This is a genomic window from Pantoea sp. ABR1s, assembly GCF_057812235.1.
Genome location: NZ_JBSZSY010000002.1, coordinates 45,798 through 65,775 on the forward strand (window position 1 = coordinate 45,798; position 19,978 = coordinate 65,775).

General features: G+C 49.7%; 26 protein-coding genes. 24 read left to right on the forward strand and 2 right to left on the reverse strand.

The window, feature by feature from the left end:
* Positions 1-33: 33 nt before the first annotated feature.
* Positions 34-348: a hypothetical protein gene (locus ACXKZD_RS20075; protein WP_488982158.1), complete on the reverse strand. Its 315-nt coding sequence runs from the start codon at positions 346-348 to the stop codon at positions 34-36.
* A 61-nt stretch (positions 349-409) separates the two neighbouring features.
* Here ACXKZD_RS20075 and ACXKZD_RS20080 point away from each other — a divergent pair, with 61 nt between their 5' ends.
* The 24 genes from ACXKZD_RS20080 (at position 410) to ACXKZD_RS20195 (ending at position 18,975) form a co-directional block, all read left to right on the forward strand.
* Positions 410-610, forward strand: a complete 201-nt coding sequence (locus ACXKZD_RS20080; protein ID WP_488982159.1) for a hypothetical protein — start codon at positions 410-412, stop codon at positions 608-610.
* Positions 611-1,320: 710 nt separating this feature from the next.
* Entirely contained in the window at positions 1,321-2,079 is a 759-nt protein-coding gene (locus tag ACXKZD_RS20085; protein WP_488982160.1) for a tyrosine-type recombinase/integrase, read from the forward strand.
* Positions 2,080-2,092: 13 nt separating this feature from the next.
* Positions 2,093-3,364 (forward strand): HEPN/Toprim-associated domain-containing protein, encoded by a 1,272-nt coding sequence (locus tag ACXKZD_RS20090; RefSeq protein ID WP_488982161.1) that lies wholly within the window; start codon positions 2,093-2,095, stop codon positions 3,362-3,364.
* A gap of 87 nt (positions 3,365-3,451) precedes the next feature.
* Positions 3,452-4,534, forward strand: a complete 1,083-nt coding sequence (locus ACXKZD_RS20095) for a hsdR (RefSeq protein ID WP_488982162.1) — start codon at positions 3,452-3,454, stop codon at positions 4,532-4,534.
* Positions 4,535-5,772: 1,238 nt separating this feature from the next.
* Complete coding sequence (locus ACXKZD_RS20100; RefSeq protein WP_488982163.1) at positions 5,773-6,633, forward strand: ParA family protein; 861 nt, start codon at positions 5,773-5,775, stop codon at positions 6,631-6,633.
* Positions 6,633-7,724, forward strand: a complete 1,092-nt coding sequence (locus tag ACXKZD_RS20105; RefSeq protein ID WP_488982164.1) for a ParB/RepB/Spo0J family partition protein — start codon at positions 6,633-6,635, stop codon at positions 7,722-7,724. The genes ACXKZD_RS20100 and ACXKZD_RS20105 overlap by 1 nt, the downstream gene beginning before the upstream one ends.
* Complete coding sequence (locus tag ACXKZD_RS20110; RefSeq protein ID WP_488982165.1) at positions 7,724-8,179, forward strand: hypothetical protein; 456 nt, start codon at positions 7,724-7,726, stop codon at positions 8,177-8,179. The genes ACXKZD_RS20105 and ACXKZD_RS20110 overlap by 1 nt, the downstream gene beginning before the upstream one ends.
* On the forward strand, positions 8,176-8,505 hold the full coding sequence (locus tag ACXKZD_RS20115; RefSeq protein ID WP_488982166.1) for a hypothetical protein: 330 nt from the start codon (positions 8,176-8,178) through the stop codon (positions 8,503-8,505). The genes ACXKZD_RS20110 and ACXKZD_RS20115 overlap by 4 nt, the downstream gene beginning before the upstream one ends.
* A 208-nt stretch (positions 8,506-8,713) precedes the next feature.
* Positions 8,714-9,718 (forward strand): DUF4238 domain-containing protein, encoded by a 1,005-nt coding sequence (locus ACXKZD_RS20120; protein ID WP_488982167.1) that lies wholly within the window; start codon positions 8,714-8,716, stop codon positions 9,716-9,718.
* Between the two features lie 310 nt (positions 9,719-10,028).
* Positions 10,029-10,616, forward strand: coding sequence for a hypothetical protein (locus ACXKZD_RS20125; RefSeq protein ID WP_488982111.1), 588 nt, complete (start codon positions 10,029-10,031; stop codon positions 10,614-10,616).
* Entirely contained in the window at positions 10,613-10,867 is a 255-nt protein-coding gene (locus ACXKZD_RS20130; protein ID WP_312080868.1) for a sugar ABC transporter substrate-binding protein, read from the forward strand. The genes ACXKZD_RS20125 and ACXKZD_RS20130 overlap by 4 nt, the downstream gene beginning before the upstream one ends.
* Positions 10,860-11,345, forward strand: a complete 486-nt coding sequence (locus ACXKZD_RS20135) for a hypothetical protein (protein ID WP_488982112.1) — start codon at positions 10,860-10,862, stop codon at positions 11,343-11,345. The genes ACXKZD_RS20130 and ACXKZD_RS20135 overlap by 8 nt, the downstream gene beginning before the upstream one ends.
* A 552-nt stretch (positions 11,346-11,897) precedes the next feature.
* The gene (locus ACXKZD_RS20140) at positions 11,898-12,437 is read left to right on the forward strand and encodes a J domain-containing protein (protein WP_488982113.1); all 540 of its coding nucleotides are present in this window, start codon (positions 11,898-11,900) and stop codon (positions 12,435-12,437) included.
* Between the two features lie 84 nt (positions 12,438-12,521).
* The gene (locus ACXKZD_RS20145; protein ID WP_488982114.1) at positions 12,522-13,577 is read left to right on the forward strand and encodes a DGQHR domain-containing protein; all 1,056 of its coding nucleotides are present in this window, start codon (positions 12,522-12,524) and stop codon (positions 13,575-13,577) included.
* Between the two features lie 721 nt (positions 13,578-14,298).
* Positions 14,299-14,808: an antirestriction protein ArdA gene (locus ACXKZD_RS20150; RefSeq protein ID WP_488982169.1), complete on the forward strand. Its 510-nt coding sequence runs from the start codon at positions 14,299-14,301 to the stop codon at positions 14,806-14,808.
* 54 nt (positions 14,809-14,862) lie between these two features.
* On the forward strand, positions 14,863-15,204 hold the full coding sequence (locus ACXKZD_RS20155) for a hypothetical protein (RefSeq protein ID WP_488982115.1): 342 nt from the start codon (positions 14,863-14,865) through the stop codon (positions 15,202-15,204).
* 124 nt (positions 15,205-15,328) lie between these two features.
* Positions 15,329-15,613 carry a hypothetical protein gene (locus tag ACXKZD_RS20160; RefSeq protein WP_488982116.1) on the forward strand — a complete coding sequence of 95 codons (285 nt, stop codon included), beginning with the start codon at positions 15,329-15,331 and terminating at the stop codon, positions 15,611-15,613.
* A 96-nt stretch (positions 15,614-15,709) separates the two neighbouring features.
* Entirely contained in the window at positions 15,710-16,192 is a 483-nt protein-coding gene (locus ACXKZD_RS20165) for an antirestriction protein (protein ID WP_488982117.1), read from the forward strand.
* Between the two features lie 137 nt (positions 16,193-16,329).
* The gene (locus ACXKZD_RS20170) at positions 16,330-16,572 is read left to right on the forward strand and encodes a hypothetical protein (protein ID WP_488982118.1); all 243 of its coding nucleotides are present in this window, start codon (positions 16,330-16,332) and stop codon (positions 16,570-16,572) included.
* 163 nt (positions 16,573-16,735) lie between these two features.
* Positions 16,736-17,011 carry a hypothetical protein gene (locus tag ACXKZD_RS20175; RefSeq protein ID WP_488982119.1) on the forward strand — a complete coding sequence of 92 codons (276 nt, stop codon included), beginning with the start codon at positions 16,736-16,738 and terminating at the stop codon, positions 17,009-17,011.
* Between the two features lie 154 nt (positions 17,012-17,165).
* Positions 17,166-17,465: a hypothetical protein gene (locus ACXKZD_RS20180; RefSeq protein ID WP_488982120.1), complete on the forward strand. Its 300-nt coding sequence runs from the start codon at positions 17,166-17,168 to the stop codon at positions 17,463-17,465.
* A 49-nt stretch (positions 17,466-17,514) separates the two neighbouring features.
* Positions 17,515-17,841 (forward strand): hypothetical protein, encoded by a 327-nt coding sequence (locus ACXKZD_RS20185; protein WP_488982121.1) that lies wholly within the window; start codon positions 17,515-17,517, stop codon positions 17,839-17,841.
* Between the two features lie 96 nt (positions 17,842-17,937).
* Positions 17,938-18,183, forward strand: a complete 246-nt coding sequence (locus ACXKZD_RS20190; RefSeq protein ID WP_488982122.1) for a hypothetical protein — start codon at positions 17,938-17,940, stop codon at positions 18,181-18,183.
* A gap of 69 nt (positions 18,184-18,252) precedes the next feature.
* Entirely contained in the window at positions 18,253-18,975 is a 723-nt protein-coding gene (locus ACXKZD_RS20195) for a DUF5983 family protein (protein WP_488982123.1), read from the forward strand.
* A gap of 358 nt (positions 18,976-19,333) precedes the next feature.
* Here the strand turns inward: ACXKZD_RS20195 and ACXKZD_RS20200 are convergent, their stop codons facing one another.
* Positions 19,334-19,657 (reverse strand): MobC, encoded by a 324-nt coding sequence (locus ACXKZD_RS20200; protein WP_488982124.1) that lies wholly within the window; start codon positions 19,655-19,657, stop codon positions 19,334-19,336.
* Positions 19,658-19,978: the final 321 nt, after the last annotated feature.

The window sequence follows — 19,978 nt, forward strand, 5'->3', positions numbered from 1 at the left end:
GGGCAACCCTGACTCTGTAATAACAGTCTAAAACTACTCAGTAAGAAGATAACGTCCCATCCACAGAATAATCATCGGAGCCGCGCAGACCGCTGCGTAGCAAAGCAATGCACCACCAACGGCGGCGTGCTCCGGTGAAACTGTCAATACTTCCAATACCTTACCCACTGTCGCTTTAGCGACATTCATATATGGATCGGCTTTATAAGTCAGCCCGACACCAAGCAGAAGCTCTAAAGCTACCATTTTGACGCGGGATTTCTTACGGGGGGGGCGCTCGTTTTCTGGTTGCCCAGGATTGACGCCTGAATAATACTTGTTGAAGTTTACGGTTAATAATAGGCCCATAGGTTTCTCCTGTGTAATGGGTGGATAAGAACATTTCTCTACTGCTGAACATGGTTTTCATGTGAAAATCCTTGTTGGTTTAAAAAAAATAAATCTCTTTCTATTTTCAGTTTTCTCTAACGCATGTTTCACCTCGCTTTTGTTTGCCAATCGACTGCCCAATGGGCGCACTTTTCCCCGGGCGTTGCACCCTGATAATGCGGATTTCTATTTTGTTCAGGACATAAAAAAAGGCCCTGACGGTCGTCAGAGCCTGGCGTGAACACACCATTCGGATTCTCTGACGTTGTTATTATCTTTATTCGCAGAGGACCCGACTTATGTCCCGGAAGCAGCTTCGCTTCCTTTCCTGAATATAATACTATCTTACCTTGATAATACGTCTTTGTCAAGAGTCAAGAGGTATTTTTTGCTTATTTTTCTAAATTTAACTTGCGCACTTAATAGTATTATGTGCGCAGTTTGATAAAGCTTTTTGAGTAGTGCTTACCAGGAAGAAAGTTATTTTTTGTTGAACTGAACCGATACCTTTTTAAAAGTATAGATACCTCGCGAAGTTTAAAAGGCGGCGACACATATTGTCTGAGAGTATAAGTCCGCTTGTTGTTCTCTCTCCCTTCTGTGTACTGCCTTTCCGATTTCCGCTATAACCGGAAACCCGGCGTCAGGGGGTGATTTACGGCCTGAAGCCAAAAAAATGGTGTACGATCATCATGATAGCCGGCATCTACTGGCCTGAGTCGCCCCTTAAACCCCCTGCCCCGCCTGCTGTTTTGTTCCGTTTTATGGTATATATCCAGAAGTCGGAAAATGATGCAGGACCACTCAGCGGATTTTTCCGGTGGCCCGCGCCCGCCAGACAGGGGAAAATGGGCAGAACAGGAGCAGACGTCGCTGTGTGAAATCTGAGAAAGGCGTAGGGGTTCACTCCGCCAGATTTTACGTAGCGCTGTCACTGATGAATGAGGGTTTATGTCGCTACCATCCGTTAACGGCCCGATCGCGCTGCCGCCCGCCCGGCACGATTATGGCCGCGCGTTGTCACTCCGAACCATGGCTGGCGCCTACACTGAACTGCCACGGTATCTTCTGGCACCCGAGGTTGCTGCCCTGCTCCATCACATTCCTGACTGGACACAGCATGCTCTGGTGAATACGCTCTGGAACACTGCCGGCCGGCTTAACGAGGTGCTGGCGCTTCGCCGCCGCGACTTCCGGCTGAACGACGAGATCCCTCACGTGGTAATCCGCACTGCCAAGCAGCGGCGTGCCGGCAGCGGACGTCCAAGAAGAGGTACCAGTCCCAACCGTGTGGTGCCGCTTTCCGATCCTGCCTACGTTGACGAGATGCGCCGGCTGTTTGCCAGCGTCAGGGAGGAATTTGAAACTGACAGTGATACCGGTGAGCGTCGTGCTCTGCCGGTCTGGACCGTCTCCGATCGCACGGTGAGGAACTGGATAAACCGGGCCATCGATGCAGCTGCCCGTGCCGGCGTGCGGTTCAGCATCGATATTTCCCCGCATACTTTCCGGCACAGCTTCGCCATGCATATGCTCTATCACCACGTGCCCCCCAAGGTGCTGCAATCGCTGCTTGGGCACGAGAAGTTTGAGTCAACCGAGGTTTATACGAAGGTGTTTGCGCTGGACGTAGCTGCCAGCCACCAGGTGCGGTTCAGCCTCGACACCGAAATGTCCCTGAAACTGCTGCGCAGTGCATCACAGGCCTAGTAAAGGAAAGTACATGTCCACTTACATAGATCTGAATGTTTGCGGCACAGCTATTGAAACCTATCGTAATCATCACAATACGTGGTTTTTTAAACGAAGTGATCGCGTTAGAGAAAACTGTCCTGCTGAAGGCGAGTACGATTATTTCCCAGATGATGCTTTCGTTGGTTACCGGGCTTCTGCTGCAACGATCCGCAGACGTATGGTTTTGGACGGTTACGATATTGACGCATGCAGAGATCACTTCAATGAAAACCTCAAAATCGTTACAGCTCTGGTACAGGAATCACTTGATAGCTGGAATATTATGTTGCAGCAAACTGATTCGGACCCCGATGTACTCCAAAGGGTAAATGGATTTGCCAAAGCCAACAGTAGCTTTCTTGCGGCGACGCAGGGCACCACACTGGATGACTGGATTGCGTGTTTTCCATCTGCAGCAGAGCTGGAAAAGAATTTTGTCCCGCCCTTAGAAGAAACATACTGGCTTAATCATAGTTCAACACCACTTGTAAACGCGATGCTGAGTTCACCTTCGATGTATGCAGAGTTCAGTTATACAGATCGATTTAACTTTCCCTGTATTAACAATCATTTCTTTCATTTTGCATTCTTGTCTGCCTGCCCGGATGATGCAGTCTGTGAACTCAACATCGCGCCGCTGATTGATAGCGGGTATGAGGAAGACTTCCGTGACCTGGAGGAGATCCAGCAGCAGGAGACGCGGCCTCACCAATACAGCCGCGAGTCCATTGAAGAAACCGTCATCCTCTCCGCCACGCAGCCGGAAAACCTGTCCCTACAGCGCATGTGCTATGCCAGTATCATCACGGCTATGGAAGCCTATTTGGGTGATATTCTCAAACGGGAAATTTTTGACAGACAAACAGTTAAAGAAAGGTTTGTGGCCAGCTATAAACCTTTCAGAGAACAAAGCTTTCCACTGACTAACTTATATAAAGCACTCTCAGCTATCGACGCCGAGATAAAAAAAGCTCTCGATACACTTTCGCTTCACAACATTGGCCCTGCAAGAAGCTTGTTCCGTAGCACGCTGTTGACGGAGTTTTCAGAGGAGTCGCTACGAGTTATTGGGGCTGCGGTGAAACTACGTCATGACATTATTCATCGCAATGGCCGGGATACTAAAGGAGATATGTTATCCGTTGAGCGGCGGGACGTTGTTGAACTTTCCAAAGAGGTCCTCTGTTTTACGCACAATGTAGATGCGCAGATTCTCGACGGCCTCCTGCATGAACATTCGACGGGTGGTGATGGCGGTTAACAGCAAGCGATTGGTATAGGCTTGCGGTATCAGTCTTATAAGTGTTCCCGGCCGCCTTCAAAATAACGCTAACTATAGGAATAGATAATGATGGATTTTGATGACGGCTGGGATGATGGCCCCGGACTGTCTCGGGAAACAGTAGCGCTTATAACCAACGGGCTGGATTTTCTTAACAAGGCGCGCGAGGAGCTTGAGGCAGGGCAAGCCAAGTTCTCAGTAGTCAGCTTCTGGACGGCTGTTGAGATTCTGATGAAGGTACCTCTGGTTCACGAACATTGGACGCTGGTCTGTTCAGGTAAAAAGTTAGAACTAAAGAAATATCTTGCTGGAGACTTCCAGTCGGTTAGCTATGACGAGGCCTGCGCCCGTCTGGGAGACGTTCTGGACAAACCGCTTCCTCCAAAAACTGCAGGGCTGTTCGGCAAGATTAAAAATCACCGTAACCGCGTGGTGCACTTCTATCATAATGAACTCAGTGAAGGGGATCAGCAGCAGGTGCTTATTGAGCAGGCGGATGCCTGGTTTGCGCTGAATCGATTGATGCGCGAAGACTGGTCATCACTGTTTGGCGGGCAGTTACTTGAGAAGCTGGCTACAGATGAAACCAGAATGCTTCGCAGCAGTGAGTTTTATGCGGGGGCCAAATTCCGGCAGGAATCCGTTCAGCAGCGGATTGCTGAAGAACGTAATGCTAAGCGCCCTGTTTTGCGTTGTCCTGCCTGCAGTCAGGACTCAGTAATTCTTGAGCAGCCTGTTGCGGATATGCCGCTCTATAATGATCTTTGCTGTGTGTGCCATTATTCTGACGCTCATATAGACGTTGCCTGCACCAGATGTCACGCGACTATTATATTGCGGCCGCATGGAGGCGATTTTCTCTGCAGCGGATGCGGGTATCAGGATAAGCGATACATCTTAATTAACCCCGTACCCCTGACGAGACACAATATGCATGAAGGTTTGCCGGCCGGATGCTCAGACTGTGAGGGGTATAACACAGTGTGTGAGTTTGGTGATAGCTACCTGTGCACGGCCTGCCTGGCGCTGCATGATTCGGTGGACATGTGCCATAACTGTACTTATCACAGCACATCCGTTCCTGATCTTAGTGCGGCGTTTGGCTGTACGTTCTGCGAAGGACATAGTGAAGCGTGGGATGATGACTAAGTCACGCCATTGAATACTCAACATTTCGCATGCGAAATGTCGGGGCGCAGGAATGGATCAAAAGCAGGAAGCGGCATTAGCATACTTACATAATCAGGTTGAGAAGCTGACTTAGCTTCAACCGAAACGCTCGGCATTGCACTTATTTTCTCTTTAACGCCCCCCCAAAGGGTTTAAACGAAGAAAATTAGGGTAGCTACTTGTCAGGAAAAATGAGTCGCTCAGAATGCGTTAGGGGCTCTTGGGTAGCCATGGATGACTAAAAAACACGCACCCGATCATATTAAGAAAAAAATTTTGATTTGGTTGACATGTTGCCAGGCCTTACAAGGCGTGGGCTAAGAAATTTCGCAAGAATTACAACCCCTCTCCCCATCATTTTTTGCTCTTGTCAACTTGCCGTAAATCTTTAGTATCTGTACACATGTAGTGAAATTACTGTCCGGCACCTATACATATTGTAGTTACTTGCAGTGTGGGCAAGGTCAGGTTCAGCTGATGCAAAAAAAAAGGACCAGCTGGCATGCTGATCCTTTTTCCGGAATGACAGAAGCATGGCATTGCTTTCATCATTCCTCAGACTTCACCGAACGTGTTGTCTGTACACTGTGTCGCAAAGAATAACGAATCTGGCTCTTTCTTACAAGGTGGACTGATAGCATTAGCACACAGATTAAACATTACCCGGCGCATCTCTGGCAGGATGCACGCAGCCCAACCGGGACAGAGCTGAACGTGTTGTCTGTACACTGTAAAACCAGCAACACGGAAAAAAGCGCAGCGGGAAACCTTAGGCTGGCTGCGCCGCAATGTCCTTTAATGAAAGGAGGACGTTATGGAAGTGTTAATCACTACACTTAAGGCAATTCGTGTTGCCCTCAACGTAATTATCTTTTTGATTGAAGTAAGGCGTTGATAAAACCCCCTGTTCGTTAAAGCGGACAGGGGGTTTTTTTATGTTAGATGTCCTGAATATCCTTAATTACTTTCACAACCTAATGAGCTGATCAAGCCGTAATCAGTAGGTTCAATGGATTTAGATTCGCATACAAAGCTCACCTAAAGAATCATTATTGATTCTTTAGGTGAGACCTGGCATACTGAATTTGTCACCGGGTAGCCGGCTGGCATCACGGCGAAACGCCAGACTCAACGGAGCCTAACACTTCTTTTGGAGTTCTCCAGTCAGCGACGAGCCATCACAATTATTTCGCATGCGAAATCTTGAGGATGTAGCGATGGAATCAAAAGCAGGAATCGTCATTATTGTCGGAAATCAAAAAGGGGGTGTCGTTAAATCTCAGTCAACCAATGAGCTGACATACAACCTTCAGGTTATGGGAATGCAGACCTGCATGATCGATTTCGACACCACCTCAGGGCTTACGGAAAGAACATTTCCAGATGCTCTGCCGCTTTCAATCGATAAAGACCCGCTGGGCAATACCTTCACGCCAGGCGAAGCAAATGCCTATCAGTTATTCTTCCCTGATACAGAAGTAAATCCTCATGTGCTGCCAGATGGACGCCACATCATCGGTTCGACCAACGAACTGCATGAAATTAACTATCGTCCGCAGGATTGTATCTTCGATTTTAAAGAGCGCATCAGTGAGCTGCGTAAGCACTACGACTACATCTTTATCGACTCGGCACCAGAATATAACAACCTTCTGATTGCCTCTCATCTTGTTGCTGATTATCTGCTGATCCCAACTCTTTTGGAGAAATCATCACGTATTGGCGTCGGAAAGCAGCTGTCGTACATGCAACGTATTCGTAAAAATTACAACCCGGAACTTAAATACCTGGGAACCTATATCACCCAGGCGAATGTTCAGAACTACAATCAGCCTCTCCTTGATGGCTATCTGACCGCTGTAGAGACAGAAAACCTGCAGCGTCTTTTTGACATCCTACAGGAGAAAAACTATGGATCTGAAACCGTGCTGGCTTATATATCTTGGGTAAAAAATCTTGCCAAAGAAGCCATTGAGCTGGGCATGACCATTAAAGAGTACTCTCCATCAAGCAAGCCAGCGCTTCAGTATCAGGAACTGAGTAAAAAGATTGTTGAACTTACACGGGGATTAAAGTGATGGCTGCGAGTAAGTTTCAGAAGAAATTGAACGCGCTTAAAACATCCGGTCCGTCTGTAAGCACCATGCCTGAAGTCGCCGCAAGTGTAGCAGCCCGTAATACACCTGCTCCGGTTGGAACGCCGGAAGCATCAAAGATTCGGGCAGAAATTGCCCGCCCCGGTTTGGAGCCTGATGGGCAGATCGTGCGCGTCAGAGCGGATGAGATCTATGAGGTCGAGCAGGTTCGTCCGGAAGATGATTTTGATGAAGAGGTCATTTCCGGCATGGTTGAGTCGTTCGGTGAATTCGGTAACCTGACACCGCCGCGCTGTTTTCCTAAAGACAGAAATGGGTATCGCGTCTGGTTTGGCGCCACACGCGTCCGCTCAATGAAAAAGCGCGGTGATGAATTTATTGATATCTACGTCGGTCGCCCGCCCAAAGATGAAAAGCAGCGCATCATGGGACAACTTATCGAAAATCTTCAGCAATCAGGCCTTAAGCCTCTGGCGACCGCGCTTGCTTTTGAAAAGCTGAAAACAGAATTTAATATGACCGGGGAAGAAATCGCCCGATCACTCGGTAAGCCTACTGCTTTTGTCAGTAAACATATGCGTATCGGTTCTGCTCCACAGAAGATTAAGACGTTGCTCAAAAACAAGTCTATTTCTGACGTTGATCTTGCTTATACCTTAATTCAGATCGATAGCCTTGATACGGAAACGGCAGATCGCCTCATAGAAAACCATAACGGTGGCAAAGTACTGACACGCGCTCTTGTCAAAAAAGAACTCGATAATCTTAAGGGGCGCGGCAAAAAAGTACCTCAGACGCAAATTTCGCATGCGAAATCGACGCCGGACGGTTCTCAAGGTACCAGCGTAACGGAACCCGTTGATTTACTGCTTCAGACGGGAATTGAAGTACGAGCGGGAGCTCAGCAAGTCCCAGAACAACTTCTGCCGGTAGTAGTACTTGATGGCTTGGAGGGCATTCTGATGCTTGATAAGAAGCCTGAAGAATTTGGCTGGGTGTGGGTTAAAACCCCCCAGGGTGAACACTATGTTCAAGCCTGTGAGGTTCAGTTAGCAGGACTGAGGTCCAGTTAATGTCAGCGATACCTCTTACACCTTTTGCATGTTTGTCTGGTAAGTTCCGCGGGAACATTGTCCGGCAATGGCTCATCGCCGAGCAAAAAAGCGGTGCTGAAGCTGCCGAGGTTCTGACAAGCCATGCGCGGCAACTAAATCTTATTTCGCGTGAACTCGCTGTGCCAGGGGCTGCATTATCTGAATGGAATAAACGTAAACAGCCGCCCTTATGGGCGGCATTGGCTGCTTTTGATTTACAAATAAAACGTGGCTGGCGTCCTGAAAACAATGAGGAATGGGCGGGCTTCGCGTCTCTAATTCTTAAACTAACACCGGTTATGAAAATTGATAGTCTGGCTGAACATCTTCCTTCCAATGTAGATCCTAAGATTGCTTCGGGGTGGATTGCAGCGGCTATCGAGGAAGACCATCATTATCGTGCCCGTAAGAAACTGGCGGCCAGAGAACAATGACATTTGGTGAACTCGATTCAGCGTTGGGGAGTACTGGCAGGCGGTCGCTGGCCACGCGGCTAATCTTCTCACTTGCAGATGCACTTGATGATAATCGTAGTGGCATCAACCTTGACGACTTTGAAAAGCAGAGTGGTTATGTGAGAACAAATATAAGGTCAGTTGCCTCAGCATTGAGGGAGCAGGGCGTGCTGGAAATTGTTTATTACGACGAGAATGTCAGCGAAGTGGACCAGAACCCGGAGAAGAATACATCGCGTGGTCGTTGGTCAAAGCAGCGTTACAGACTGTCTGATGAGGTCCTTAAACTTCTGAGAAGGGCATAATAATTTCGCATGCGAAATCCTAATTTTCAGGCAGCGTATTTTCCTGAATGGCGCCGGATCTGCCTTCGTCAGTCAGTAAGCAATTCCCGGGTGAATCTATCCGGTCTATCAAAAAAAGGCTTAGGATCGAGCTTACTTTTAAAACCGACAGGCCTGGCCCGATTGGCAGGCGCAGACATTGTTAACGGACTATAAGGATTATTCACCCATGTCCAACTTTCTGGACTTGAAGACAGACGTTGTCAGGCAACACACGGTGCCCCGTTTTTTGCTAAAGCATTTCAGCGCCCCCGGAAAAGGCAAGCGTAGGCGACTGCACGCTTTTGATAAGGCAGGCGGGCGCGCTTATAGCACAACTCCTGATGATGCCACCGTCCGTAATACGTTTTATAACCTTGCTGATCATCCGGACCGGCTGAGTCTGGAGCCATTGCTCGGTATTTATGAAAGTAAAGCAGCGCCCGTAATTTTGGCCCTATTGCAACATAAGGATATTCTTCGGCTAACACCGGAAGAACGTTATAAGCTCGCGGTTTTCGTGGCTGTGCAACGCGCCCGCACATTGGGTGAACAGCAGCGTATTTCAGATGTAATATCCGCGATTAGAAATAAAGTTGCTGCGATTGGCGCGACTCCGGAACAGATAAGTGAAGCTTTGGGGGTTTCTGATGAACGTGATACTCAGCATCTTTTTCTGCACCTACTTGTCGACCAAGCTGAGATTGTCGAGCATATTTTGGCAAAAGACTGGTATCTTTTCGAAACCACCGCTGCAGAACCATTCTACATATCTGACAATCCGGTAGTTCTAAAGAATCGGAATGATTTCGGGCTATACGGTAATCTTGGGCTCGGAGTGCCCGGCATAGAAATTTATCTGCCGCTGTCGTCGACGTTAATGCTGGCCATGTACTGCCCTTCAATACGGGCGCAGAAAATAAAAGAAAAGCAACAAATCGAATATCTGGTGTCTCACATGTCGCAGGTCTTACCGGCGCACATACGACCATTTGAAATGCTTGAGCATGCGCGACGTTTTACCGATTATCAGCTTATGCCAGCGCGGCCGGAGCATGTTACTCACTATAACGCGCTGCAGGTAGAATACGCTGAACAATACGTTTTTTGCGTACAAAATAACTTCTCACTGGTACAGCGCATGCTTGCTGATGATGAATGTTATCGCACCGGTCCAAGATTTACGTTCAGCTGACTAATTCATGGGCTTCTAAAATAAGAATTTCAGCATGTTATGAGGCTTGGGTTTTCTGATGCTGCGATGGCAACCTTAGATTCTATTAATTGTTTTGCCAAGTAGCTCAGGGCGAATTTATTGTAATTTAGGTGACGTTGTCACTTTAAGCATTCTTCTATGAGCATAAGGAGCTGATGTTTACAGCCTTGCTGCTTAAAGATCAGGCATGGTCAATTTGATCTACTGGCAAAAAATACGTGCAAAAGTTGGTCATGAGACGTATTATATTTTGACCACGGCAGCGCCCCGACAGGCGAAGGAATAAATCATGCAGTATCACATTCTAAGTTCAGTCCATATCGATCATATCCGGTCCATTGCCAGCGAGCTGGGCCCGGACTGGTACTATCACGAACTTTCATCTCATGCCCGTTGCAGCAAGCTACGCAGCCGCGTGGACCGTCACATCTGGATCCACTTCATGATCTGTCAGGGCCGTTACCAGCTCAGCGCGGGTCTTGATCCGGAATTCTACGCCTACGGCGACCAGGAGCAGATCAGTGTGGCGCTGGGCCGCCCAGCCGCCACTGTTGCGGCCGAAATCCACCGTCGTTTACTGCCCGGGCTGACCGGTACGATCGCAACAGCTCATGCCTGGCGTGCCGAAACCGAGGCCAGAAATGAGCGGAACCTCTGGCTGCAGAACCTGCTACGCCAGTTCTGCGACTCAATTTACAGCCGCTTTAATGCACGAGACCTCTTTACGTTTTCGCCACCCGCCGGCCCTCGTTTTACGGTCAATGAATCCAGCAGCCGCGGCGGCGGATACGATCTCACTCTCAACAATCTTACCTTAGACGACGTCGTGCGCATTGCTGCAGTCGTCTGTCAGGGACAGCAAGGAAAAAACAGATGAAGCATCCTGATTCGGTTTACTACACAGAAGGCGTCAGTGGACAGCGCAAGTTTACTTTCGAGGTCTTCAGAGAGGCTGACGGCTCCTATCGTGCCGTAGCAGCGCGCTGGAACGCGCGTGTTAACAAAGTGGTTGAGCAAACACAGTTTACTGCGCCGGACAAAGCGGGACTGCGCGAGCAGCCTTATCCGTCTACGCGGCAGGTTAAAATATTTCTTAACTCTGAATTCTGGAACGACAGCGATGTATGACGTAATCACAGAAGTTCCTGACAGCGAGCAGATGACTAACGTGCGCGAACGTACGGGCCTGACCCAGACCGAGCTGGCGAAAATCATCGGAATCAACCTGCGTAACTACCAGCTGCGGGAGACGTGCGATCGGGCGACCTATCCGGGCGAATACAATCTGCTGATGCTTCTTGCTGATAATCATCCGCTGTACCGGATAAAAGGTTATACACCTGAGAAAGATGCCGCCGGCATCACTGAAAAGCTTCTGCTGGCAGAGCCTGAGGCCGCTGAGGTCAAACGGCTGCGCAAGGCTATGGGCCTGAAGCTGCAGGAAGCCGCCGATCGCTTTGGCTACACCCTGTCAGCCTGGAAATCGAAGGAAATGGCCAGTAAGCGCGGCACGTTACGGCAGGCTGAATACAACTTTATGCTGCTGCTTCTGGATGAGCATCCAACCCTGAAACTGATTAACCGAAAGGCGTCAGAGGAAAACTGACCGAGGACGTAGTATGAGAGTTTTCATAATTACATTTGGCCTGGTCGGGCTATATACGCTGGCCGCCCCCCCAGGCAGTCTATAGCTACCAATCTGATAGCTGGCGCGCTGTGCATGGCCGTAGCTATGGCGATAACCGGGAAAGGCTCTAAAACGACCAGCCAGAGCGCAGGCCGAACAACTTCCCTGACGCCCTACCTTTTACTTCTTTCCGGCGTAGCTGCTTTAGCATGGGGCGTTAATCTGTATATAGCCACGCCGCAGCCTCTGGATGGTGATGAGGTTGTTCCGCTTGCTGATGTAAGGCTTCCAATTATGCTCTGTATTGCGGGAGCTGGTCTGATACTTGGATCTATCGCGCAAATTTTCATGCGAAGCAGATAAGCAGATATCATATGCTGTTTGAGGTGAAATAATTAATTATCTGAAATAAAAGAGAATTAAATCAAAAAAGGTTGTATTAGTAGGTCAAAAGACGTATTATGAGCTCATCGATTCAGCACATTGCTGAGTTGGCGGCAGCACCCCGCATCTGGTGCAGGAGTAAATATTATGACCCTTCAGGAAGCCCTCAACGTTTTCAACCTGTCAGGCACCATCACCACCGAAGCCATCAAAAACGCTTACAAAAAGCTGTGCCTGAAATATCACCCAGATCGCAACCCGGCCGGCAACGACATGATGAAGCTGGTCAACGCCGCCTATGAGTGGCTTAACCGCAACGCAGACCGCATTAACGAAGGCTTCAGCCACACCGAAGGCGCATATGACTACGCGGCGAAGTTCGGCGGCGTGCTGGAGCAGCTGCGCGCGCTGGAAGGACTGGAGCTGGAAATCATCGGCAACTGGATCTGGATCAGCGGCGAAACCAAAGCCAACAAAGAGGCGCTGAAAGAAATCGGCTGCCGCTATGCCGCTAAGAAGGTCTGCTGGTACTTCCGCCCGGAAGAGCACCGCAGCCTGGGGAACCGTAAAAGTCACTCAATGGATGAGATCCGCGACATGCACGGCACGCAGGGCCGAGAAAGCACTGGCGGCCGCCGTCACCTCAGCGGCCGTAAACGCCAGCCGGCAGCCCTAACAGGCGCGTAAAAATCCGGCGGCGGGCACGGCCCGCCGCCTTCTTCCGGGCCGGTACGCCGCCGCCCGCCTCCTTCTGCCAGAGTGAGCAACCCCATGACCAAGACAGATGATTATGTTTTTAACGTCCCGTGCGCTATCGGCACCCAGGGATCACAACCCTTCATGCTGCTCAGCGTGCCGTTCCGCGCACTGCGCCGCCTTCTTGTGCTGGACAATAGCGGTCACGTCCTGGACCGGTCACAGCGCGAGCTGAACCCGGCCCGCGTGCGCAAAATCGGTCGCTATCTCACCGATGCGATGCAGAACGGCCAGCCCTTTATCCTGCCGCCGCTGATTGGCAACTGTAACAGCCCGATCAGGTTTGTCGAGTCTGACGTTAGCGGCGTTGGTCGGGCAGAATTGCCAATGGATGCCGTGATAGAGCTGTTCGACGGCCAGCACCGCAGTAACGCGATCATTCAATACTGTAGCAGCGTGGACACCGGCAATCAGATCGGCCTGATGCTGTTCCAGAACGTTGGATTAAAGCAGCGCCAGCAATTTTTCTCAGACATCAATAACACCGCCACCAAGCCTAGCGCGGCGATCAGCATGGCCTATGACACCCGCGACGAGCTGGCGCGGACCGTAAAGGCGATGTTAGGTGACAGCCCGGCGCTGGCCGCAATCACGGACTATGAACACAACACCGTGCCGGCCAGCAGCGAACACCTGGTTAGCTTCAAACCGCTTTGCGATGCCACAGCGCGATTTATTGGTACAGGTGACGAGCGGTTAGACCAAGGCCAGATCGGCGCCATATGGACCAGCTGGATGCAGTTAACCGGGGCAAATGCGGTGCAGGGCATCAGGATCGGTGAATACCGCAAAGAATTCATCCAGTTCTACGGGGTAATGATCAATGCGTTCGGCTTGGCGGTCCAGGCGCTCCGCCAGTCACTTTCACCGTCCGAGGTGGCCGCACAGATAGCCCTGACAGCGAAGGGTGCTGACCAGGCAGCCAAGGAACGATTTTTTGCGCTGAGTGCATGGGAAGGATGCTGTGTGATGCAAACCGAAACAGGGCTGAAGATCCAGGCTGACATTGCCGCACAGCGCCGGGCTGGTGTCCGACTGACTGACGCGCTGCAGGCAGGCCAGCTGGGTTAGTCTGAAAAGGGCCAGGGAAGGCCAGAGCATCAGATAACCGCAGGGAGCAATTTAAAAACGCATACAAGCGCCTCAGCGCGCTCTCAGACGCTCAGATTTAAAATTCCCTTATCCCTGTAGTATTATCCTTTCCTCGTCTCAGAATGTAGCACAGCGCATTTTACGCGGTCTGTTAAAGCTCCGGCTTTGCGGTTTTAACCCTCCATAACCCCGACCCCGGGCCCCCTTCGGCTCCTGCCCTCGCGGGCAGTCGTCGAGCCTCACTCCGCTAACCGGCAAAGCCGGTAAGCTCCGCCGAACCCAGAAGCGGGTTCGGGCCTGCCGGCTAGAGTCTGATGGTAAAGGTCAAACCCTGCAACCGGCTCACGCCGGTGCGTAATTCACCCAGGCAGAGGTGCCGCCGGGGCCCAAAGGCAGACGGCCAAGGCAGTCTCTGACGCTTCCCTGCATTCCGGCCAATCTTTACTCATTTGCCCTTGCACGAATGACCAGACCGGAAAGATTAAATCCGCGTCAGGGAAGGTCTTAAAACCAAAAAGAGGCGTCAGAAAGACATAACGGACTGATAACAGCTAATGCTGGTAACAATATAATTAATATAAATCATGCGCTTATCAGATGACTTTTATTGCTTTTGGTGGTCAAGGGACGTATTATGCTTATATCGAAACGCGCAATGACGTTTCGCGGCAGCGCCCCGACTGGCGCAGGAGTTCACATTATGCATAGCAGTGTTTATAACCCGTCCGCCCTGGTCACCACGTACCGCAAATACAACGCGGGCATGTCATCCGGCCACACGCTTAATCTGACCGATTTCAGCGATAAAGATGAGTTCATTGCCCGTTTTCGTGAGTTAAACAAGGACGAAGCCGAGCCTGAGCTGATGATCCTTGATACAGAGGACATTCCCGGCCTGATGGCTTCAGAATCCAGCATTAGCTGGACTTTCATTGATGCGTTTCGCGCAGCACGTGACGAACGCTGTGAGGCGGCGTTGATGGCCTGGTATGACGCAGGCAACGAGGGCGATTTTGATGCCTTTCAGGCTGCCTATGTAGGCGAAGCAGAAAACGAAGAGGCGTATGCGATCGAATACGTTGAAGATCACTGCTTACTGGAAGGAATGCCCGCAGAACTGCGCATGTATTTTGATTACGAGGCATACGGGCGTGATCTCTTTCTCAACGGTCTGACGTTGTCCGGCGGCTACGTGTTCCGCTCCCTGTAATCATCATCGCCCCGTTAAGGGGCGATTCTCCCAGGCACAGAAGAAACAGAAATTATGAATCTGACCAGAATCGTTATGATCGGGTTAACCCTGCTCACGTTGACCGTTCACGCCAACGCTTTGCCGGTGCGGTTTTTTTTCCGGGATGCGGTGCCGGTGACCATCCCCCTTGACGAGCCTGCCACGGGCTGCAAAGTGTCCGGGCAGATTGTTCATCCGGTTGAGCGACCGGCGGCAAAGGTTGTCTGGTTCAGCGAGCGAACATGCGGGAAAGCGCGATTTGCTGTGAGCTTGATCAGCGGTGAGATAAGCGCGCCAGATAACATCATTCATAAAGGGGCAAAATTCGATGTCGCCCCGGCGAAGGTGCAAATCCTGGAGGCCTACAGTTTGTAGTAAAGAATCCGAGAACTGACAGCGTCAGAGAAGATGTAACACATTAAAAATAGGCGCATTTTGCGCCTTCCCTTTTTATCAGAATGATTGAAAATAGCTTGCAAGGGTGGTCAAAAGACGTATAATGTTCTTTATCGAGACGGCAAGAATGCAGTTTCGCGGCAGCGCCCCGACCGGCGCAGGAGTAGACAATATGGCTTCACATCATCAGACCTTTACCTCCCGCACAGATCGCCAGCCCACCCATAAAATTGTGATCAAAACAGACCCGGATGCTGAGCATGGCACAGCCTTTTTAGCATACTCAGTCGAAGAAATGACGGCTGTACGTAACGGAATATCAATTACCGCGCAGCTGTTTGAGCGGGCGATATTTATCGAGATTTTTGAGGCCGAAAAACCCCATTAATGATCGCGCGGGCCGTCAGTCTTCGGCCCGCAAACTAATCTGAACCAGCACAGGGCTGGTTTCACGGCAGCACCCCGACTGGTGCAGGAGAAAAATATGAGCTTTGAACCTACTATCCCCGCTATTACCGCCGCAGACGTCAAATCCAAGGAGCGCATGAAATTTCTGCCGACGCTCTTCGGGGGGGCTTATCTGCGGGGGGAATCAGCCGTTTACAGCCTGGCTCAATACTATAGCGAGGATTACCAGGGCGGCAGCTGGCGCTTTGCAGAACTGTCCTGCGGCGGCGGTTTTATGTACCCAGACGGCGACCGCACTTATCAGGTTGATGTTCAGGGGAATGGCTTTAACGGGCGTATGAGCGCCGAAGTTTTTGGCATGTTTATTACTTCTATGGCGCTAAATCGCCTCAGCTGGCAGGTTTATGAAGCCAGTCAGCAAGCGAAGGCTAAAAATCGCCAGGCGATGTATGACAGTCAGCAATCGCTATGCGACAGACTGATCAGGCACCAGGAGTTTTTAAAAGCCTATGCCGATCAGCACCCCGAATCGCATCAGTTTTATCGCGCCATCGACTAATCAGAAGCGCCCGGCAGGGGCGCTTTTTTATTATTATCGCTATTGATGATTGGTGGTCAAAGGACGTATAATTGACTTTGGGAACAGCAACAAAGCAATTCCCCGGCAGCGCCCCGACTGGCGCAGGATCAAAGGCTATGACCGAAAAAGAAGAACTGGAAAAGCTGGCACGCATCAGGGAAAAACTGGCGCGGGATATGGCGTCGCCATTACCTGCCGGATACCGGACATATACGGGGTACGCGCTGAAACATTGGGAGGCGACTGCCTACAACCGCTATACCGAAGAGGCAGCAAAACCCGGCAACAGCTTGGCAGCGACAGAGTTTTATCTCGATCGGCGGCACAAATTTTTTATGCTGTGCAGCGAAGAAATTTAAGACAGGGGGCGAAGCCCCCGACGTCAGAGAAAGCAAAGGGGTTAACGCCCTGAAGAGCTGATATAAGCCTTTTAAAGGGTGGTCAAAAGACGTATAATAGAATCCAGAAACAGCAATAACGCTGTTATACGGCAGCACCCCGACTGGTGCAGGAACTGACATCATGACTACTTCACACCATTCCGGTCCGCGCGCGAATATCACCGTTCTGGTCATTAGCCTGGCCACGGGTTACGGCATCCATTTTTGCTGTCATGAGAAGCTAAGCGGGCCAGATGCTGATCTCTGGTTTCCTATGTTCGCTGAAGCGGATCTGTTTAGCACCGTTGAAAATATTATGCTGATGAATAATGTTGCTCATAACGTGACCAGTATTTCACTGGTAAACAGCCACCCGAACTGTCGGGATTTCGACGTAATCTATAACAAGAAAGGATAATTAAAATAACTTGGAAGTATCAAAATGATACTTCCTTTTTTTATTTTGAATCACAAAATCATTGATTTGGTAGGTCAAAAGACGTAATATGTAATCTCGAAACGGCATCGAGCAGTTTCGCGGCAGCGCCCCGACTGGTGCAGGAGTTTAAAATATGACTACGATCCTTCCTTTTTACGTCGCCCTTTCTGCTTTCGCAGCCTCAGCAATTGTTTTTCCAAGAGTGACCCTAAAACAGGGCATGGAAGAGCTGGCCAAATTCCAGTTTCTCAGTACCTCAGCTTTAACATTCATTACCGGTAGCTTTCTGGTTTCCTGCGGTGATGCTCATCAGGCCTTTTCATTTGTTGAAGCTGTGATCACCTGTGCTGGCATCAGTTCAGTGGATTGCGGGCTTCTGTTATGGCGATACAGCAAACGCCAGAACCGTCGCCAGAAATATCAAAACAGCTAAATCTCAGGCGCTCCGGGAGGGGCGCCGCTTTGTTAAATGGGGAAAGAAAATGCCGGAATATTCCTTAGTAACGATTGATACGATCTCGCGCCGCCGATCATTAGGCAACTATCCGCGCGTACTGTATCACCCACGTAAGGCCGTCACGCTGATGCAGCTCCTTGACCAGGCTGCCGCTAAATGGGCTAGAAGTGAAGGGATTCATAGCAGGGTGAGCTTTGAATCATTGGACGAGCCGACAGTAACGCGAAACGGCAAAATCGAGATAGGGCTAGTCGTGGGGCGAATACGCAGTGTGCCGAAAATCAGAAACGGGATGGCGCGCGATCTTTCCGGCGTAGTTGAGATCCGATTTAAAGAAACGATGAAACCATAGCTTGCAAAAAGTAGGTCAAAAGACGTATAATGTTTTTACTGAAGCGGCACTATTGCCGCTTCACGGCAGCGCCCCGACTGGCGCAGGAGTTAAAAAATGGAAATGAAATTAGCCGAAGTAAAACACCTTCCCGAAGCCGATCAGAAAAAAGTGAACGCGATTCTGGCGCTCGCAGAACCCCACCTGATCGCCGATCAGTTTACCGTTATTTTTTATTCAGCCGACTCAATCCAGGTGGAATGGCGTACTAAATCAGGCCAGTTAATCTGGCGTGATTTTACGTTTGCCCGCGACTTCATTAAAGGCTTTCAGCAGGCCATTGACTCACACGTTCGCTACTGATTTTACGGGGGGCATAGCCCCCCAACTACAGATTTCTTTTGTCATATTTTTTTGCGAGCGTTAATGAACATGCAAAACATCAATGAAGTGACTCTTCTCGGCGAACTTACTGGCAATCTAAAGTTAACTTTTAGCGGTAACGAGCTGTATCTACGTTTCACCCTGGCAACTTACGAAAAACTGTATAACCCACTTCGTAAAAGGTATTTACCTGCGACAGAGCTGCATAACGTTGTAGTTTACGGCGAGCTTGCTAATAAGCTCGGTCATGAGCTGTCTCCGGGATTACAGGTTTATGTTCGGGGTAAACAAAAGCACACCGAAGAAGGCAATCAGACGACTGAAGTTAGCACTGTTAACAGTGGAGCGGCATTTGTCATGGGCGGTCTTGTGTCTAAAAAGGAGTTAAAAAGTAATACGAAAGATAGTGCTGTCGGGAAGAATAATATTCCGCCGTCTCAATCACTGAATTGTCCAGATCTGTGTATAGAGGAATGTCCTCGTGTAGCTGTTATCTGTACCGGACACATTAACGAGCAAGACGCGCTTATCATGCCAGAACTGTGCTGGAACAGCCTGGACGAACGGGGAAAATGCTGGATTCAAAACACGCCAACAGGATGGATTCTGCGAATAAATAACTGCATTGATTGGGAGGAGGAGTTGATACAAAGCGGCATCAGCTATTTTGCTATCCACAATCTGGCAACCCTTAAAAAGGCAGGTTTTGACTGGATCCATTTTGATGCAGGCGCGCAGGTGGTTAAAGGGCTTAACTACTGGGAATGGTAACTAGTCTGAGCATTGGGAGAGTGAGCATTACAGAGAACATTAGCTAAGGAGAAGGAGGAAAAGAAACAAAGAAGTGGTTTTGATAGGTGCCGGGCTGCTGTAACAGCCCGGCGAGTTGACAAAACAAAATATGAGGATTTTATATGTCGATTGCCATTGTACACCTGGCTGAAGATCTTGCAAAGGGAGAGCGGCGAAGAGTGCCGCCAATGAACGGGACTGAATGGAAACATTTCTGTTTCTGGCTTGAATATTATATGGGTTACAGCATGTAAAAAGGACGGCGCTCAGGTAGCGCCGTCACTTTATAGGATTACGGTTTTATGATGATTCACGCCGAACATCATTATCAGATCAGTTACTGATTATCGGCCGCTGTCTTACTATCGCCAGCCGATTTTGCCGCCCCCCGCTTTTCCTGACGCTTCTTTTTACCTGCTGTTATTTCCTTCAAATCGCGCAGTGTTACATCTACAAAACCAAAATTTTTCAGGTGCTCATGCACCTCGTTAAGGGTGTAACCTTTGCTTGTCATTAGCGCATTAATATCGTCGCGAAGTGCATCAAGTACGTCCTTTTTTTGCAGTCGTTCCTGCGTCACGTCCGGCAGATCGGAAAGTTTCCCTCGCATCGATTCAATGTCGGTCTGGCTATATTGCTTTGCTTTGCTGAGTGTCATCATAATTCCTTGATATGGAAAATTATCATTCTACTTTCCACTTTTACCATTTCAAGATAAAGCTCATCCAACCGCTTATTTAGGTCGGTATTTACTGCCATCCTCCAGATTTTCCCACCTCACTTGACGTTCTACACCCAAAAAGTGCCAGTCTAACCGGCTTTAATAGCACTAACATATGGCAAACAACCTTCAGGCATGTGGCGAACCGGCAGCTCATCTGGTAAAATTCTGCCATTGAATTAAAACATCGGACAGGAAATGTTTTGTCATTACCGCCTGCACGCAGACGGTAACGCCAAAACGACCTGCTCAGCGCTCCGC